At 59.9% G+C, this 16,890-nt stretch carries 15 protein-coding genes; 1 reads left to right on the top strand and 14 read right to left on the bottom strand.

The features are described from left to right. Positions 1 to 51: 51 nt before the first annotated feature. The 6 genes from narI to FFB58_RS03375 all read right to left on the bottom strand — a co-directional run bounded on the left by narI (position 52) and on the right by FFB58_RS03375 (position 8,935). Positions 52 to 732 (bottom strand): respiratory nitrate reductase subunit gamma, encoded by a 681-nt coding sequence (narI, locus tag FFB58_RS03400; protein ID WP_039028710.1) that lies wholly within the window; start codon positions 730 to 732, stop codon positions 52 to 54. Next, the gene (gene narW / locus FFB58_RS03395) at positions 729 to 1,424 is read right to left on the bottom strand and encodes a nitrate reductase molybdenum cofactor assembly chaperone (protein ID WP_138368997.1); all 696 of its coding nucleotides are present in this window, start codon (positions 1,422 to 1,424) and stop codon (positions 729 to 731) included. Before narW ends, narI begins: the two co-directional genes overlap by 4 nt. Then, complete coding sequence (gene narH / locus FFB58_RS03390) at positions 1,424 to 2,968, bottom strand: nitrate reductase subunit beta (RefSeq protein WP_138368996.1); 1,545 nt, start codon at positions 2,966 to 2,968, stop codon at positions 1,424 to 1,426. Before narH ends, narW begins: the two co-directional genes overlap by 1 nt. Further along, positions 2,965 to 6,705 carry a nitrate reductase subunit alpha gene (locus FFB58_RS03385; protein ID WP_138368995.1) on the bottom strand — a complete coding sequence of 1,247 codons (3,741 nt, stop codon included), beginning with the start codon at positions 6,703 to 6,705 and terminating at the stop codon, positions 2,965 to 2,967. The genes narH and FFB58_RS03385 overlap by 4 nt, the downstream gene beginning before the upstream one ends. Positions 6,706 to 6,771: 66 nt before the next feature. Continuing rightward, positions 6,772 to 8,163 carry a NarK family nitrate/nitrite MFS transporter gene (locus FFB58_RS03380; RefSeq protein WP_138368994.1) on the bottom strand — a complete coding sequence of 464 codons (1,392 nt, stop codon included), beginning with the start codon at positions 8,161 to 8,163 and terminating at the stop codon, positions 6,772 to 6,774. A 196-nt stretch (positions 8,164 to 8,359) separates the two neighbouring features. Next, entirely contained in the window at positions 8,360 to 8,935 is a 576-nt protein-coding gene (locus FFB58_RS03375; protein ID WP_138368993.1) for a TetR family transcriptional regulator, read from the bottom strand. Between the two features lie 115 nt (positions 8,936 to 9,050). On the opposite strand from FFB58_RS03375, the gene FFB58_RS03370 reads away from it, so the two are divergent. Continuing rightward, a complete protein-coding gene (locus tag FFB58_RS03370) occupies positions 9,051 to 10,538 on the top strand; it encodes an MFS transporter (RefSeq protein WP_138368992.1) in 1,488 nt (495 codons plus the stop codon). Positions 10,539 to 10,627: 89 nt separating this feature from the next. On the opposite strand, the gene FFB58_RS03365 is transcribed toward FFB58_RS03370, so the two are convergent. From FFB58_RS03365 to FFB58_RS03330, 8 genes are all read right to left on the bottom strand, one after another. Further along, on the bottom strand, positions 10,628 to 10,945 hold the full coding sequence (locus tag FFB58_RS03365) for a helix-turn-helix domain-containing protein (protein WP_039028717.1): 318 nt from the start codon (positions 10,943 to 10,945) through the stop codon (positions 10,628 to 10,630). Next, positions 10,938 to 11,327, bottom strand: a complete 390-nt coding sequence (locus FFB58_RS03360) for a type II toxin-antitoxin system RelE/ParE family toxin (RefSeq protein WP_138368991.1) — start codon at positions 11,325 to 11,327, stop codon at positions 10,938 to 10,940. The genes FFB58_RS03365 and FFB58_RS03360 overlap by 8 nt, the downstream gene beginning before the upstream one ends. Positions 11,328 to 11,391: 64 nt before the next feature. Next, positions 11,392 to 12,618 carry a Zn-dependent hydrolase gene (locus tag FFB58_RS03355; protein WP_138368990.1) on the bottom strand — a complete coding sequence of 409 codons (1,227 nt, stop codon included), beginning with the start codon at positions 12,616 to 12,618 and terminating at the stop codon, positions 11,392 to 11,394. Further along, entirely contained in the window at positions 12,615 to 13,097 is a 483-nt protein-coding gene (locus tag FFB58_RS03350) for an L-2-amino-thiazoline-4-carboxylic acid hydrolase (RefSeq protein ID WP_039028719.1), read from the bottom strand. The genes FFB58_RS03355 and FFB58_RS03350 overlap by 4 nt, the downstream gene beginning before the upstream one ends. Before the next feature lie 17 nt (positions 13,098 to 13,114). Next, on the bottom strand, positions 13,115 to 14,272 hold the full coding sequence (locus FFB58_RS03345) for a branched-chain amino acid ABC transporter substrate-binding protein (protein ID WP_138368989.1): 1,158 nt from the start codon (positions 14,270 to 14,272) through the stop codon (positions 13,115 to 13,117). A gap of 27 nt (positions 14,273 to 14,299) precedes the next feature. Then, entirely contained in the window at positions 14,300 to 15,019 is a 720-nt protein-coding gene (locus tag FFB58_RS03340) for an ABC transporter ATP-binding protein (protein ID WP_138368988.1), read from the bottom strand. Beyond that, positions 15,012 to 15,779, bottom strand: a complete 768-nt coding sequence (locus FFB58_RS03335) for an ABC transporter ATP-binding protein (protein ID WP_138368987.1) — start codon at positions 15,777 to 15,779, stop codon at positions 15,012 to 15,014. The genes FFB58_RS03340 and FFB58_RS03335 overlap by 8 nt, the downstream gene beginning before the upstream one ends. Continuing rightward, a complete protein-coding gene (locus FFB58_RS03330; protein WP_138368986.1) occupies positions 15,776 to 16,882 on the bottom strand; it encodes an ABC transporter ATP-binding protein in 1,107 nt (368 codons plus the stop codon). The genes FFB58_RS03335 and FFB58_RS03330 overlap by 4 nt, the downstream gene beginning before the upstream one ends. Positions 16,883 to 16,890 lie beyond the last annotated feature (8 nt).

Below are 16,890 nucleotides of genomic sequence, written 5' to 3'. Positions count from 1 at the left end.
CCAACCCTCTCCCCAAAGAGGAGAGGGAGCAAACCCCGTCGTGACGCGGACTCAACGCCGCGATCGCACCAGCTGATAACGTCGCGTAATGTACTCGAACGGCGCGCTCCAGACGTGCACCAGTCGGGTGAAGGGGAAGATCAGGAAGATGGTCATCCCCAGCACCAGATGGACGCGGAAAATAAAGGCCACGCCGGTCAGCATTTCAGACGAGCCCCCCTGGAAGGTAAAGATCCCCTGCGCCCAGCCGACCAGCTTCAGCATTTCGCTGCCGTCCGGGTATTGCGCCGAGAACGGAATGGTTGTCAGGCCGAGCACGCACTGGGTGAGCAGAATGCTCATGATGATGATATCAGGCGTGGTTGACGTCGCCCGTACCCGCTGGTTGAACAGGCGGCGGTAGAGCAGCATCGAGCCACCAATCAGCGTCAGCACCCCGCAAATCCCCCCGGCGATCATCGCCAGCTGCTGTTTAACCGCCATCGGCAGAAACCAGGCGTACATCCAGTGCGGGGTTAACATCCCGAACAGATGGCCGAAGAAAATCCCCAGAATGCCGATGTGGAAAAGGTTCGAGCCCCAGTTCATGCCGCGCTTGTCCAGCAGCTGGCTGGAGGAGGCGCGCCAGGTGTACTGGCCGTAGTCATACCGCAGCCAACTGCCGAGGAAAAAGACCGCGGCGCAGATGTAAGGGTAGATATCGAAGAAAAAGACGTTCAGATGCTGTGTCATTTTGGGCCTCCGGCGCTGACGTCAACGTACTGCGGCGCGACGTCCTGGCTAAAGCGTCGTTGATACTGCTGCATCGGCGAGCTGTCGCAGGCCGTGGCGTTATCTTCAATAAACTTCACCTGTTCCTCTTCCCAGACCGCGTCCAGCGCCTGGCGGGTGTCGTCCCGTTTTTCGCCTGCCACCTGTTTGGTGACACTGTCACTGGATAGCCTACTGCCGGCAAATTTCAGCAGGGCGTCGAAGAGCTGATACTGCGCTACCTCCCGCTGTTTCAACCGCCCGCCGATCAGCGCCAGGATCGGCGCGACGTTCTGCAGACCCTCCCGGGCCTGGGCTTCCGGCAGAATGCTCAGATACTCCAGATAGAGCGGCAGATAGTCCGGCAGTTCGCGGCAGTCGAGTTGCAGCCCGGCCTGCTCGTACTGGTTCATCAGGTCAACCATCGCCTGGCCGCGATCCCGCGACTCGGCATGCACATGCTCGAACAGCAGCAGCGAGGTGGCGCGCCCGCGCTCGAACACCTCGCACCAGGACGCCTGCCGGTCGAGCAGCGGGGCGCTGAGATAGTACTGTGCAAAGGGCAGCAGCGCCGGGGCGTCCTGCGCCACCAGGGCCCGCGCCTCGTCGCGGCTCTCCCACAGCGCCTCGTCCGGGTACTCAATCAGCAGGGCGATAATTTTGAGGATCTGCATCACTCTCCCTCCCCATGTTCGCGCACCTCGGTGATGTTGATGGCGTCGATGCGGCTGCTGTTAAACAGGTTGAATTTGGTGTCGGAGCCGTGGCAGCCGTCGCCAAAGGTAAAGCCGCAGCCGTTGCGCTCCGGGAAGGCGTCGCGGGCCATCTCCCGGTGGCTGGTCGGGATCACGAAGCGGTCTTCGTAGTTAGCGATGGCGAGATAGCGGTACATCTCCTCCACCTGCTCAACGCTGAGGCCCACCTCTTCAATGGCGCGGGTATCGGTCACCCCTTCGACAGTCTGGGAGCGTTTGTAGTGGCGCATCGCCATCATGCGCTTCAGGGCACGCAGTACCGGGCCGGTGTCGCCCGCGCTGAGCATATTCGCCAGGTACTGCACCGGAATGCGCAGGCTTTCCACCGCCGGAAGAATGCTGTCGGTCTGCGGCAGACCACCGGCATCGGCGTAGGACTGGATCGGCGACAGCGGCGGCACATACCAGACCATCGGCAGGGTGCGGTACTCCGGGTGCAGCGGCAGGGCCAGCTTCCAGTCCATCGCCATTTTGTAGACCGGGGAACGCTGCGCCGCGTCAATCACGTTCTGAGGAATGCCCTGCTTAACCGCTTCCTCGATGATGGCCGGGTCGTGCGGATCCAGAAATACATCGCACTGACGCTCGTAGAGATCGGTTTCGTGCTCGGTGCTGGCCGCCTCTTCGATACGATCGGCGTCATACAGCAGCACGCCGAGGTAGCGGATGCGTCCGACGCAGGTTTCCGAGCAGACGGTCGGCTGGCCGGATTCAATACGCGGATAGCAGAAGATGCATTTTTCCGACTTGCCGCTCTTCCAGTTGAAGTAGATTTTTTTGTACGGGCAACCGCTGATGCACAGACGCCAGCCCCGGCACTTGTCCTGGTCGATCAGCACAATGCCGTCCTCTTCGCGCTTGTAGATGGCCCCGCTCGGGCAGGTTGCCGCGCAGCTCGGGTTCAGGCAGTGTTCGCACAGGCGCGGGAGATACATCATGAAGGTGTTTTCGAACTGGCCGTACATCTCCTTCTGCATCCGGTCGAAGTTACGATCCCTTGCGCGTTTCTCGAACTCGCCGCCGAGCAGCTCCTCCCAATTGGGTCCCCATTTGATTTTGTCCATGCGCTTGCCGTCGATCAGCGAGCGCGGGCGGGCGGTAGGCAGATGGCCGCCTTCCGGGGCGCGGTGCAGATCCTGATAGTCGAAGGTAAAGGGTTCGTAGTAGTCGTCAATCTGCGGCATCTGCGGGTTGGCGAAGATTTTCGACAGCACGCCCAGTTTGCCGCCCAGGCGCGGGGTCAGCTTGCCGGAGATGCCGCGGATCCAGCCGCCTTGCCACTGCTCCTGATCTTCCCAGTTTTTCGGATAGCCGATGCCTGGTTTGGTTTCGACGTTGTTAAACCAGGCGTACTCCATTCCTTCGCGCCCGGTCCAGACGTTTTTGCAGGTCACCGAGCAGGTGTGACAGCCGATGCACTTATCAAGGTTCAGAACCATGCCAACCTGTGAGCGGATTTTCATTTTTTCGCCTCCTGTACCTGATCCCGACCTTCGCCGTCCAGCCAGTTAATGTTCTTCATTTTGCGGATCATGATGAACTCGTCGCGGTTGGAGCCCACGGTGCCGTAATAGTTGAAGCCGTACGCCAGCTGGGCGTAGCCGCCGATCATGTGCGTCGGTTTCGGGCAGACGCGGGTCACCGAGTTATGGATGCCGCCGCGCCGTCCGGTCACTTCGGAACCCGGAATGTTCAGGATGCGCTCCTGGGCGTGGTACATCATGGTCATCCCCGGCGGCACGCGCTGGCTGACCACCGCCCGGGCGGTGAGCGCGCCGTTGGCGTTGAAGCACTCGATCCAGTCGTTATCCTCAATGCCCAGCTCCCTGGCGTCGGTTTCACTGATCCAGACAATCGGCCCGCCGCGCGACAGGGTCTGCATCAGCAGGTTTTCGCTGTAGGTGGAGTGGATGCCCCATTTCTGGTGCGGGGTCAGGAAGTTGAGCGCTTTTTCCGGGAAGCCGTTCGGCGGGATCTCGCGCATATGGCTGACGCTGCGGGTATCAATCGGCGGACGATAGGCCACCAGGCTTTCGCCGAAGGCGCGCATCCAGAGGTGATCCTGATAAAGCTGCTGACGCCCGGAGAGGGTGCGCCACGGGATCAGCTCGTGGACGTTGGTGTATCCGGCGTTGTAGGAGACATGCTCGCTCTCAATGCCGGACCAGGTCGGGCTGGAGATGATCTTGCGCGGCTGGGCCTGGATATCGCGGAAGCGGATCTTCTCGTCTTCCTTGTTCAGCGCCAGATGGCTGTGCTCGCGTCCGGTGAACTCCGCCAGCGCTTCCCAGGCTTTCACCGCCACCTGGCCGTTGGTTTCCGGGGCGAGGGCGAGAATCACTTCCGAGGCGTCAATCGCCGTTTCGATGCGCGGACGGCCTTTCGCCGGACCATCGAGCTTGACGTAGTTGAGCTTGCCAAGGAAATCGACCTCGTCCTGGGTGTTCCAGGAGATGCCTTTCCCGCCGTTGCCGAGTTTGTCCAGCAGCGGGCCGAGGGCGGTAAAGCGCTCGTAAGTTTCCGGATAGTTGCGCTCCACCACGGCGATAGTCGGCGCGGTTTTGCCGGGGATCAGATCGCATTCGCCTTTGCGCCAGTCGGCGATATCGAACGGCTGGGAGAGCTCCGCCGGAGAGTCGTGCTGCAACGGCTGCAGCACCACGTCGGTTTCCGTTCCCAGATGGCCGACGCACACCTCTGAGAAGACTTTGGCGATGCCCTTGTAGATCTCCCAGTCGCTGCGCGACTCCCAGGCCGGGTCCACGGCGGCGGAAAGGGGATGAATAAACGGATGCATATCCGAAGTATTCATGTCGTCTTTCTCGTACCAGGTGGCGGTAGGCAGGACGATATCCGAGAACAGACAGGTGCTGGACATGCGGAAGTCGAGGGTGACCAGCAGATCCAGCTTGCCCTCGATGGCGGCGGTCTGCCACTCCACCTCTTCCGGCTTCACGTCATCGGTGTTGCCCAGCTCTTCACCCTGAATACCGTTTTCGGTGCCCAGCAGGTATTTGAGCATGTACTCGTGGCCTTTTCCGGAGGAGCCAAGCAGGTTCGAGCGCCAGACGAACAGGTTGCGCGGGTGGTTGTGCCCGCTGTCCGGCTGCTCGCAGGCCATGCGGATATCGCCGGATTTCAGCGCCTGGGCGGTGTACTCCTGGGGCGACAGTCCTGCGGCATCGGCCTGGGCCTTAATGTGCAGCGGGTTGAGGTTGAGCTGCGGCGCGGAGGGTAGCCAGCCCATGCGCTCGGCCCGCACGTTGAAGTCGATCAGGTGCCCGGTGAACTTCGAGGCGTCCGCCAGCGGGGAGAGCAGCTCCTGGGCGGTCAGTTTTTCATAGCGCCACTGGCTGGCGTGGTTGTAGAAGAAGGAGGTGCTGTTCATCTGGCGCGGCGGACGGTTCCAGTCCAGGGCAAAGGCCAGCGGCAGCCAGCCGGTTTGCGGGCGCAGCTTCTCCTGGCCGACATAGTGCGACCAGCCGCCGCCGCTTTTGCCCACGCAGCCGCAGAAGACCAGCATGTTGATCATCCCCCGGTAGTTCATGTCCATGTGATACCAGTGGTTGACCCCGGCCCCGAGGATGATCATCGACCGGCCGTGGGTTTTATGGGCAGTATCAGCGAACTCCCGGGCGATCTGCTCGATATGGCGACGCGGCACGCCGGTGATCTGCTCCCCCCAGGCCGGGGTGTAGGCTTTGATCTCGGCGTAATCTTTTGCCGCGAGGTTATCCTCCAGCCCCCGGTCGAGGCCGTAATTCGCCAGCACCAGATCGTAAACGCTGGCGACGTGCAGCTGGCGGCCATCGGCAAGGGAGAGGGTTTTGACCGGCAGCTGGCGCACCAGCACCGGCTCCTGCTTCACGCTGCGGAAATGCGGGTTTTCGTTGCCGCCAAAATAGGGGAAAGCCACCCCGGCGACGGTGTCGTGGGTGCCGAGCAGGGAGAGCGCCAGCTCGGTCTCCTGGCCTGCCGCCTGCGATTCGAGGTTCCATTTGCCTTTCTCACCCCAGCGGAAGCCGATAGAGCCGTTTGGCACTACCAGATCCCCGGTGAGGGTGAAGGCGATGGTTTTCCACTCCGGATTATTGGCTTCGCCCAGCCCCTCGGCGAGGTCGGAGGCGCGCAGCATCCGGCCTGGGACCAGGCTGCCGTCGTCCCGGGGATCGAGCATCACCAGCATCGGCATGTCCGTATAGCGGCGGCAGTAGTTGAGGAAGTAGTCGCTGGGGTTATCGAGGTGGAACTCTTTCAGGATCACATGCCCCATCGCCATGGCTAAGGCGCTGTCGGTACCCTGTTTCGGCGCCAGCCACTGGTCGCTGAGTTTCGCCACTTCCGAGAAATCCGGGGTGATGGCGATGGTTTTGGTGCCCTTGTAGCGCACCTCGGTGAAGAAGTGGGCGTCCGGGGTGCGGGTCTGCGGCACGTTGGAGCCCCAGGCGATGATATAGCTGGAGTTGTACCAGTCGGCGGATTCGGGCACGTCAGTCTGTTCGCCCCAGGTCATCGGCGAGGAGGGCGGCAGGTCGCAATACCAGTCGTAGAAGCTCAGACAGGTGCCGCCCAGCAGGGAGAGATAGCGGGTACCGGCGGCGTAGGAGACCATCGACATCGCCGGGATCGGCGAGAAACCCGCCACCCGGTCCGGGCCGTAGTGTTTGATGGTCCAGACGTTAGCGGCGGCGATAAGCTGGTTCAGCTCTTTCCAGCTCGAGCGGACAAACCCGCCGTGGCCGCGGGCCTGCTTATAGCGCTGGCTCTTTTGCGGATCGTTCTGGATGGCGTTCCAGGCCAGGACCGGATCGCTGTGCTGGGCCAGCGCCTCGCGCCAGAGCTCAATCAGCGACTTGCGCACCAGCGGATACTTCAGGCGGTTGGCGCTGTAGAGATACCAGGAGTAACTGGCGCCACGCGGGCAGCCGCGCGGCTCGTGGTTGGGCAGGTCGGGGCGGGTGCGGGGGTAGTCGGTCTGCTGGGTTTCCCAGGTGACCAGCCCGTTCTTGACGTAAATCTTCCAGCTGCAGGAGCCGGTACAGTTCACCCCGTGGGTGGATCGCACAATTTTGTCGAACTGCCATCGCTGGCGATAGCTGTCCTCCCAGTCGCGGTTGGTGTGCATCACCTGACCGTGTCCATCGGCGAAGGTGTCGCCTTTTTGTTTAAAATAACGAAAGCGATCCAACAGTTTACTCATGACGTTTCTCCTGACGGGGCGACGCACCACCCCGGGGTTACACTGCTCACAAAGTATTGAATATCGTTATGATTTTACGTGCTTCTGCCGACGGCCATACACCAGCCAGGTGACGAACACGCAGACGATGTAGAACACCAGGAAGACCTTCATCGCACCGACCGGCGAGCCGGTCATCGCCAGCGACGTGCCGAAGGCTTTGGGAATGAAGAACCCGCCGACGGCGCCAATGGCCGAGATAAACCCCAACGCGGCGGCGGTATCGGTAACGGCCTCTTTCTGCGCCTGTTCGTCGGTGCCGCCGTGGAGTTTCACTCTATAGACGGTGATTTGCCGGAAGATGACAGCGATCATCTGGAAGGTGGATCCACTGCCGAGGCCAGCGGTGAGGAACAACCCCATAAACACCAGATAGAAGGCGGTAAAGCTGCCGGAACCGGTGCCCGGCAGGGTGAGGAAAAGCAGGGCGCTGAACAGCGCCATAAAGATGAAGTTGACCAGGGTGACGCGCACCCCGCCGAGCTTGTCGGAGATCACCCCGCCCGCCGAACGGGCCAGCGCGCCGATAAGCGGGCCGAAGAAGGCCAGATGCAGGATGTTAACGTCCGGGAACTGAGTTTTCGACAGCATGGCAAAGCCCGCCGAAAAACCTATAAACGAGCCGAAGGTGGCCAGATAGAGCAGGCTCAGCAGCCACAGGTGCAGACGCTTAAGCACCGGGAGCTGGCTGGCGATGGTGGCCTTCGAGCTGGCGATATCGTTCATGCCAAAAAAAGCGGCAAGGGTCGCCAGCAGCAGTAGCGGGGCCCAGATCCAGGCTGCGTTCGCCAGGAACAGGCTGGAACCATCGTCCTGCGGCACGCCGTGTACCCCGAGAAGGGTAAACATCGGCAGGAAGATCACCACCGGGGCGACCATCTGCATCACGCTGACGCCCAGATTGCCCAGCCCGCCGTTAATGCCGAGGGCGCTGCCCTGTTTCGATTTGGGGAAGAAGAAGCTGATATTGCCCATGCTGGAGGCGAAGTTGGCCCCGGCAAAACCGCACAGCAGGGCGATGATAATAAATACCGAATAGGGGGTAGATGTATTTTGTACCGCAATACCCAGCCACACGCAGGGAATAATCAGAATAACGGTGCTTAATACCGTCCAGTAGCGACCGCCAAATATAGGCACCATAAAGGAGTAGGGAACGCGTAATATTGCCCCGGAGAGTGACGGCAGGGCGGTTAACATAAATAGCTGATCGGTAGTGAAATTAAATCCGACTTTATTCAGATTCACCGCAACGGCGCTAAATAGCATCCAGACGCAGAATGCCAGCAGCAAACAGGCGACGGAGATAACCAAATTTCGTCGCGCAATCGTCTTACCTTTATTTTCCCAAAATGCAGCGTTTTCCGGTTTCCAGTTACTTAAAAGATAATGATTATTCTTCTCAGTTTGTTGCGACATATTACCCTCTTGCATTCCATAAATGGCAGAAAGAGAAATACATTCAGGCAGATGCCTGAAATTCTGATGAGAATTTTTTGAGTGGTTTTGGGAGTCTTCTGAAAGGATAGATAAAAAAGCGAACCCCTGAGAAAAGAAGGGAGAAGAGGATTCGCTTAATGTGTTACAAATCGTAACAGTTAAATGAAATTAATGGTTAATAAAGCTCAAGCGTAATTAAGGTTTCGAGATGCTGATTAAATGCGGTCTCGTCCATTTCAGGCATATTTAACACGTAAAAACTATCGAGGCCGCAGACCAGACCTATTAAGCGCCAGGCGATATTTTCCGGACGATCGTTAAGCGTAAAAGCCTTTGCGTCTGCCCCGGCGCGAATTATGGCTACCGTCTCCTGATGCCACATCTCCATGGTTAATACGTAGGCGCCTTTTATTTCGTCGTCGCGAATAGCTAACAGCTGCGCTTCGCGCCACAGGCGGATATAGGGCTCGAAACTGCGGTCGTCGCTGCCGAGCATAGAATGCAGGCGTTCACGCCAGCTGGCGTTTTCTGCCACCACGTCGGCGTCCAGCAGGGTGCGGATCAGGCGCACAAAGGCCTGGGCTTTCAGTTCGCCTGCGGAGGAGAAGTGGTGATGGACCTGACCTGTCGCCACTTTTGCCTCGGCGGCGATACGTCTGACGGTCATTGCGGTAAAGCCTTCGCTTAGGGCCACGCGCATGGCGGCCTGCAAAATCTCTTCCCGCCGTTCGTCCTTGCTCAGATAGCTCATTTCTTTTCACTCTCAACCCGGGGACAACGAGTGTAACAAAAAGCTGGACATGCGTTCAACTTTACGTAGGATCCGGTTCTGGACATGTGTCCAGTTTTGGAAAATAAGGAAATTTATGTTTCGTCAGTGGTTAGCGTTAGTGATTATCGTGCTGGTCTATATCCCGGTCGCGATTGACGCCACGGTGCTGCACGTCGCCACGCCGACGCTGAGTATGACCCTGGATGCCAGCGGCAATGAACTGCTGTGGATCATTGATATTTACTCGCTGGTGATGGCCGGTATGGTGCTGCCGATGGGGGCGCTTGGGGATCGGATTGGCTTTAAGCGCCTGTTGATTCTGGGCAGCAGCCTGTTCGGGCTGTCGTCGCTGGCGGCGGCGTTTGCGCCCACGGCCGGGTGGCTGATTGCGGCGCGGGCGCTGCTGGCCATCGGTGCGGCGATGATTATTCCCGCCACGCTCGCCGGGATCCGCACGCTGTTTGCCGACGCGCGCCAGCGCAATATTGCTCTCGGCGTCTGGGCGGCGGTGGGCTCGGGCGGTGCGGCCTTTGGCCCGCTGATCGGCGGCATGCTGCTGGCGCACTTCTACTGGGGCGCGGTGTTTCTGATCAACGTCCCGATTGTGCTGCTGGTGGTCTCTCTGGCGGCGCGTTTTGTGCCTGCGCAGGAAGGGCGGCCCGAGCAGCCGCTCAATATCACCCATGCCCTGATGCTGATTGTGGCGATTTTGCTGCTGGTCTTCAGCGCCAAAACCGCGCTGAAAGGGGCGCTTTCGCCGTGGCTGGTAGCGGTTACGCTCTTAACGGGCGGGATGATGCTGTTTGCTTTTGTGCGCATCCAGCTGCGCGCCCGCACGCCGATGATCGACATGCGGCTGTTCGGTCATCGCGTGATTTTAAGCGGCGTGGTGATGGCGATGACGGCGATGATCGCCCTGGTGGGCTTCGAACTGCTGATGGCCCAGGAGCTGCAGTTTGTCCACGGCTTCACGCTGTTTGAAGCGGGAATGTTTATGCTGCCGGTGATGGTGGCCAGCGGTTTCAGCGGGCCGATTGCCGGGGTGCTGGTAGGGCGTCTTGGGCTGCGGATCGTGGCGACCGGCGGCATGGGGTTAAGCGCGCTCAGCTTTACGGGCCTGTCGATGCTCGATTTCAGCACCCAGCAGTGGCAGGCCTGGAGCCTGATGGTGTTGCTGGGGTTCAGCGCGGCGAGCGCGCTGCTGGCGTCCACCTCGGCGATCATGGCCGCTGCGCCAAAAGAGAAAGCCGCCGCCGCAGGGGCGATTGAGACCATGTCCTATGAGCTGGGTGCGGGACTGGGAATTGCGATTTTTGGCCTGCTGCTGACCCGCAGTTTTTCGGCATCGATTGAGCTGCCCCAGGGGCTGGACGCATCCCTTGCCGGGCAGGCTTCATCTTCAATTGGCGAGGCGGTGAAAGTCGCGCAGGATCTGCCACCGACTCTGGCGGAATCAGTGATTGAGGCAGCGAAAACGGCGTTTATCACCTCCCACAGCGTGGCGCTGGGCAGTGCGGGGGCGATGCTGCTGGTGCTGGCGGTGGGGATCTGGTTTAGTCTGAAGAAGGTGTCGCAGCGGTAAAAAACGCCCGGCGGCACTGCGCTTGCCGGGCCTACAATTTCACGTAGGCCGGATAAGCGCAACGCATCCGGCTTTTTTAAGCTCTCATGTCAGACCATAAAAACTTCCGGACCTTTGATATCAATGATATTAATAATTCGCAGCGCCGCTTTATTGGGTTTACTTTCGTTTCGCTCCCACTTCGATACGCTTTCAACCGACATTCCGGTCGTTATGGCCAGGGCTGCCTGCGACATGTTATAGCGCGTACGTACTTCTTTAATCTCGCCACCGGTCATCTCGCGAACTGCCGGAATATGACGAGCAGCCACTGCAGCATCTATGGATGCCAGCGTCTCATCTTTAACAACACCTAATTTGTTGTAACGCTGAGCCATGCCCTGAATACGTTTCAGCCGTTCAGTCATCACAAGTTACCTCTATCAGTTCTTTATCAGCTACCAGGCCTTTTATCTGTGCTGCGGTCAGCGCGATAAAATCTTCTGCGATCCTGCAATAAGCATCAATTTCGTCATCTTCAAGTTCCTTACCTTTTTTCTTTGAAAGATGACTTTTGAGATACATATCAAAAAAATAAACGTTATCACCATCGCGAAAAAATACGATCGCCCGCGCTCCCTCACGTGGACTCACTGCAGGCAAAGCCAGCCGCTTTTTATAGGTATATTTCCCAAGGTGGTCGCCATGAAGGCCAGAAATTATGGCGTTAGCGGCTTTACACAAAACAGCATTACTGATGCGTGCATCCTTGCGATCCGCCTCAAATTCAGGCGTTAAATAGATCCCCATGGTTATTCCTTAACCTCGCAACCCGTAAGCATGACTATAGTCACGATTACGGGTTATTTCAATCCTACAATTCCTGCGCCGCACTCAACACGCTGTGCAACAACACGTTTGCCCCTTTCTCGGACCACTCTGGCAGGATCTTTTCCGCTTCGTTATGGCTGATGCCTTTCACGCAGGGGATAAAGATCATGCTGGCCGGGGCGATTTTGCTTACGTAACAGGTATCGTGCCCGGCGCCGGAAACCATCGACTTCGAGGAATAGCCCAGCGCGGCCACGGCGTTTTCCGTGCGGGCAAGACAGGCCTCGTCAAATGTAATCGGCGCATAGTCGAAGATGCGCTCGACGTTGGCGCTGACGCCACGGGCAGAGAGATCCGCCGCCGCCTGATGCAGTGCTGCTTCCATCGCCTCCAGCGCTTCACTTTGCGGATGACGGAACTCGACGCTGCACACCACCCGGGACGGGACAACGTTGCGCGAATTAGGGGTCACGTTCGCCATGCCGATGGTCGCCCGGCCATCAGGGGTATGCTGATAGCCAATCTCTTCCACCTTCAACGCCAGCTCCGCAAAGGCGGTCAAAGCATCGCGGCGGCTGTGCATCGGCGTGGTGCCCGCATGCGCGGCAAAACCGTCGAGGGTGATGGTGAACCAGCGCTGACCCATCGCCGCGCGCACCAGCCCGATATCAATGGCTTCATCTTCCAGAATCGGTCCCTGTTCGATATGCAGCTCATAACAGGCGTGGATCGGGAAGGCGCGGGCAGGGCGCTCGCCGCGATAGCCGATGGCCTCAAGGGCATCGCGCACCGTGACCTTTTTGCTGTCCATCCTGGCGTAAGCAAACTCTTCGCTAAGCTGACCCGCCCAGACGCCAGAGGCGAGCATCGCCGGAGCAAAGCGCGCGCCCTCTTCGTTGGTCCAGTTCACCAGCACGATATCGCGCTCGGTTTCGACCTCACGATCGTTCAGGGTGCGCAGCAGCTCCAGTCCGGCCAGCACGCCGTAGATCCCGTCATAGTTGCCGCCGAGCGGCTGGGAGTCCACGTGCGAACCGGTCATCACCGGGGCAAGCGCCGGGTTTTTACCCGCGCGGCGGATAAACATATTGCCCATGCTGTCCACCTCGCAGGTAAAACCGGCCTCCAGCGCCCAGTCGCGCAGCAGGTTGCGGGCAATGCGGTCTTCGTCGCTCAACGCCAGACGGGTGACGCCGCCCGCGGGCGTGCCACCGATCTGCGCCATCATCTCCAGCGTCGACCACAGACGGTCTGCGTTAACGCGGATCATGCTTTGTCCCTGGTGCTGCGATAGCGGAAGTCGCAGCATGCGCCGCCCTGCATAATGGTGGTGGTGCGGGTCAGCTCCACGTCCGGGGCATAGCCGACGATAAATTTCTCGTCGCGGGCACAGGAGAGCAGGTGGCCGATTTCGCCGAGGCCCATCTCGTGGTACATCTCAGCATAGCGACAGCGGGTGACGTTGTAGTTGTACTGCTGGTCGTCGGCGTCGATCACCTTCACGTCGAGGGCGTTATCCTTCTCCCACAGATACTGCAGGGCGATAAAGCTCTTCACGTCCGCGCCGTCCGGCTCCTTGCTGGCAAACTCTTTCCCGGCGTTAATGGCGGCCTGCTCAATGGCCTCGCCAATCACTGCCTGGGCGCGGGTCTTACCGATCTCACGCACCAGAATCTCGTAAATTGGCTTAATAATTTCTGCTTCAATTTTGCGGCGGGCGAGAATGCCCAGCTCATTATTATCACTCATCACATTGCCTCACTGCGTTATTTAGCTTTTGCGCCGCCGAGCACGGTTTGCGGCTGCCATTTTCCATCGACCACTTTATAGACGGTGAACGACGGCGCTTTCAGGTTGCCCTGAGCGTCAAAGGCGATCTGCCCGGTGACGCCGGAGTAGCTGATGGCGCGCAGGGCAGGCAGGTACTCTGAAGGATCAACCGAGTCAGCTTTCTCCATTGCCGCCACCAGCACGCGGGTTGCGTCGTAGGCGAACGGAGCGTGGAGCTCGATATGGGTGTGGTAGCGGGACTGATACGCCTGCTCGAAGGTTTTGCCGCCCGGCATCTGATCCACCGGCAGGCCCGGCTCCAGCGCGACAACGCCTTCACCCTCTTTCTGCGCCAGCTGGAGGAAGGTCTGGCTGACAAAGCCGCCTGCGCCCATCAGGGTGGTGTTCATGCCCAGCTGCTTGATACGACGCGCCAGCGGTGCTGCCTGGCTGTCCACGCCGCCGAAGAAGATGAGGTCGGCGTTTTTGCTGCGAATGGCGGTCAATACGGCGCTAAAATCGACGGTCTTGTCGTCAACGTACTGACGGTCGACAATCTTCACGCCCTGCGCTTCCAGCGATTTAATAAACTCGTCGGCCAGACCCTGACCAAAGGCGGTACGGTCGTCGATCACCGCGATGCGTTTCGCTTTCAGGGTGTTGATGGCGTACTGCCCGGCAAACTGGCCGCCATCATCGTCGTGGCCCATCACGCGGAAGCTGGTGTCGAAGCCCTGTTTTGTATAGGCATGACCGGTGGCGACCGGCGCGACCTGGGCAATACCGGCATCGTGATAGACACGCGCCGCCGGAATGCTGGTCCCGGTGTTCCAGTGACCGACCACGCCCGCTACGCCGCTGTCCACCAGGCGCTGCGCCACGGCCACGGCGGTGCGCGGATCAGACTGGTCATCTTCCGACTGCAGTTTAAAGGTCACTGCCTTGCCGCCGATGGTCGGGTGCTGCTTGTTGATGTCATCAATTGCCAGCTGCGCACCGTTCTCCAGATCTTTACCGATACGGGCGGACGGGCCGGTCAGCGGGCCCGCCAGGCCAATCACCACGGTTTCGCTGTCGGCGGCCCAGGTGCCGGTTGAAGCAAACCCGCTGAGCAGAATGGCGGCGCTGAGCGCACTGATTTTTATGCTTTTCATTGTTTTTCCCTGATATTGGTTGGTGTGTTAAGCGGGCATTTCGCCCAAATAAATCTGTGCAATCTGGTCGTCGTCGAGCATCGCCTTTGACGCGCCGTGATGGACGATGCTGCCGCTGTCCATTACCCAGGCCTGGTCGGTCACCTCAAGCGCCAGCCGGGCGTTTTGCTCGATAAGCAACAAAGCCACGCCGCGCTCGCGCAGCCCGGCGATGACCGCAAATATGTTCTCGACCATTTTGGGCGCGAGGCCCATCGAGGGTTCGTCGAGGATCAGCAGGCGCGGGCGGCTGAGCAGGGCGCGGTTAAGGGCTAAGAGCTGTTGCTCCCCGCCGGAGAGCAGCCCGGCCAGCTGGTGCTGGCGTTCGCCCAGGCGCGGGAATCGCTCGAAAATCTCGTTCATCTCCAGCTTAACAGTGACAGCGTCACGCCGGAGCCATGCCCCCATCTGCAGGTTTTCCAGCACCGTCATGCGGGCGAAGATGCCGCGTCCTTCCGGGACCATCACCAGCCCGTCGCGCAGCAGCGCTTCGGCTTTCTGCTTGCGTACCGGCTGGCCCTTAAATTCAATGTTGCCGCCAAAACGCTCCAGCCCGGTGATGGCCCGCACGGTGGAGCTTTTACCCGCGCCGTTCGCGCCAATCAGCGTGGCCTGTTCGCCTTCGCGCAGGGTAAAGGAGACGTCCCGCACCGCCTGGATACCGCCGTAATGCACGTCCAGACGTTCCACTTTCAGTAATTCAGACATGGGCATTGCCTCCAAGCCAGGCGGCGATCACCGCCGGGTCGCGGCGCACGCTGTCCGGCGTGCCGCTGGCCAGGGTTTTGCCGTAATCCAGTACCGTCAGGCGATCGCAAATGCCCATCACCAGCTTGACGTCGTGTTCAATCATCAGCAGCGTTTTCCCGTCGTCACGAATGCGGGTCAGCAGCTCCCCCAGGGCGACTTTTTCTGCGGCGTTCATCCCGGCGGCGGGTTCATCCAGCGCCAGCAAAAGCGGATCGGTGGCCAGGGCCCGGGCGATCTCCAGCCGACGCTGATGGCCGTAAGCCAGATCGCAGGCGCGGTAGTGGGCAAACTTTGCGATGCCGGTGTACTCCAGCCAGTGCCAGGCCTGCTCAAGCGTCTGCGCCTCTTCTTCCCGGGCGCGCTTGTGCCGACTCAGCGCCGCCCACAGCCCGTTGCGGGTGCGGACGTGGCGACCGACCATCACGTTCTCCAGTACCGACATCTCGTTAAACAGACGCACGTTCTGGAAGGTGCGGGCTATCCCTGCGGCGGTCACTTTCTCGATCTGCGTCGGGAAATAGGCTTTATCGGCAATGGCAAACTCCCCGCTGTCCGCCGGGTAGAGGCCGGTGATCAGGTTAAAGCAGGTAGTCTTGCCCGCGCCGTTAGGGCCGATCAGACCGTAGATCTCACCCTTATTAATGGAGAGCGAGACGTTGTCCACGGCGGTCAGGCCGCCAAAACGTTTGGACATGTTGCGCACGGTTAACAGGCTCATGCTTTCATCTCCTTATGACGGACCGGCCAGATGCCCGACGGGCGAACCAGCATCACCAGAACCAGCGCCAGGCCGTAGAACAGCTGACGAAGGATCTCCGGGTCAATCAGCACCGAACCAAACAGCGCCTGCTGAACCGGGGCCGCCTGGCTGCGCAGTAGTTCCGGCAGGGCGGTCAGCAGCACCGCGCCGAGGATCACGCCAGGGATATGGCCCATCCCGCCTAACACCACCATCGCCAGCACCGCGATGGACTCCTGCAGGGTGAAGGACTCCGGGGAGACAAAGCCCTGGAAGGCACCAAACAGCGCGCCCGCCACGCCACCAAAGGAGGCGCCCATGGCAAAGGCCAGCAGCTTAAAGTTGCGCACGTTGATGCCCATCGCCCGGGCGACGTCTTCATCTTCGCGGATGGCGTGCCAGGCCCGGCCAATGCGGGAGTGCTGCAGGCGAAGGCAGACGAAAATGATCCCCACAATCACCAGCATCAGCAGGTAGTACCACAGCCACAGGGCGGGCACCTTGAAGCCGAACCAGTGATAAACCCCGCTGAACTTCAGGCCGAACAGGTTCAGGGTATCGACGCCGGTAATGCCTTTCGCGCCGTTGGTGATGTTCACCGGGCGGTCGAGATTACGCATCAGAATGCGGATGATCTCCCCGAAGCCGAGGGTCACGATTGCCAGGTAATCGCCGCGCAGCTTCAGCGTCGGCGCACCCAGCAGTATGCCGCACACCGCCGCGACCAGCGCCGCGATGGGGATAATCAGCAGATACGAGGTATGCAGCCCGTCCGGGAACCAGACGTTGAGGATCGGGAACACCTCCGCCAGATGCGGCGAGGCCAGCAGCGCCGCCAGATAGGCACCGACGGCGTAAAAGGCGATAAAGCCCATATCCAGCAGGCCGGTGTAGCCCACCACGATATTCAGCCCCAGCGCCAGCATGATGTAGAGCAGGGCGAAGTCGATCACCCGCACCCAGTAGTTGCCGCCGAGCTGGGTGGCGACAACCGGCGCAAGCAGCAGGGCAAGCACGAACAGCGTCATGCCGGACCAGAATTTACGGCTGGCCGCAGGCGTTTTGATTTCAATAGCAGTCATGATTTTCC

Source organism: Enterobacter sp. MF024 (assembly GCF_005843915.1).
Classification (GTDB): Bacteria; Pseudomonadota; Gammaproteobacteria; order Enterobacterales; family Enterobacteriaceae; genus Enterobacter; species Enterobacter barmai.
Note: the sequence above shows the minus strand (reverse complement) of the source record. Positions and strands in the feature narration are given on the sequence as shown.

What these genes read in the sequence shown, in the direction of transcription:
- FFB58_RS03370 (WP_138368992.1), top strand. Translation starts at nt 9,051, where the DNA reads ATGTTTCGTCAGTGGTTAGCGTTAGTGATTATCGTGCTGGTCTATATC.
- FFB58_RS03350 (WP_039028719.1), bottom strand. Translation starts at nt 13,097, where the DNA reads ATGAGTGATAATAATGAGCTGGGCATTCTCGCCCGCCGCAAAATTGAA.
- FFB58_RS03360 (WP_138368991.1), bottom strand. Translation starts at nt 11,327, where the DNA reads ATGGGGATCTATTTAACGCCTGAATTTGAGGCGGATCGCAAGGATGCA.
- FFB58_RS03380 (WP_138368994.1), bottom strand. Translation starts at nt 8,163, where the DNA reads ATGTCGCAACAAACTGAGAAGAATAATCATTATCTTTTAAGTAACTGG.
- narW (WP_138368997.1), bottom strand. Translation starts at nt 1,424, where the DNA reads ATGCAGATCCTCAAAATTATCGCCCTGCTGATTGAGTACCCGGACGAG.
- FFB58_RS03385 (WP_138368995.1), bottom strand. Translation starts at nt 6,705, where the DNA reads ATGAGTAAACTGTTGGATCGCTTTCGTTATTTTAAACAAAAAGGCGAC.
- FFB58_RS03355 (WP_138368990.1), bottom strand. Translation starts at nt 12,618, where the DNA reads ATGATCCGCGTTAACGCAGACCGTCTGTGGTCGACGCTGGAGATGATG.
- FFB58_RS03365 (WP_039028717.1), bottom strand. Translation starts at nt 10,945, where the DNA reads ATGACTGAACGGCTGAAACGTATTCAGGGCATGGCTCAGCGTTACAAC.
- FFB58_RS03330 (WP_138368986.1), bottom strand. Translation starts at nt 16,882, where the DNA reads ATGACTGCTATTGAAATCAAAACGCCTGCGGCCAGCCGTAAATTCTGG.
- FFB58_RS03335 (WP_138368987.1), bottom strand. Translation starts at nt 15,779, where the DNA reads ATGAGCCTGTTAACCGTGCGCAACATGTCCAAACGTTTTGGCGGCCTG.
- narI (WP_039028710.1), bottom strand. Translation starts at nt 732, where the DNA reads ATGACACAGCATCTGAACGTCTTTTTCTTCGATATCTACCCTTACATC.
- FFB58_RS03340 (WP_138368988.1), bottom strand. Translation starts at nt 15,019, where the DNA reads ATGTCTGAATTACTGAAAGTGGAACGTCTGGACGTGCATTACGGCGGT.
- FFB58_RS03345 (WP_138368989.1), bottom strand. Translation starts at nt 14,272, where the DNA reads ATGAAAAGCATAAAAATCAGTGCGCTCAGCGCCGCCATTCTGCTCAGC.
- FFB58_RS03375 (WP_138368993.1), bottom strand. Translation starts at nt 8,935, where the DNA reads ATGAGCTATCTGAGCAAGGACGAACGGCGGGAAGAGATTTTGCAGGCC.
- narH (WP_138368996.1), bottom strand. Translation starts at nt 2,968, where the DNA reads ATGAAAATCCGCTCACAGGTTGGCATGGTTCTGAACCTTGATAAGTGC.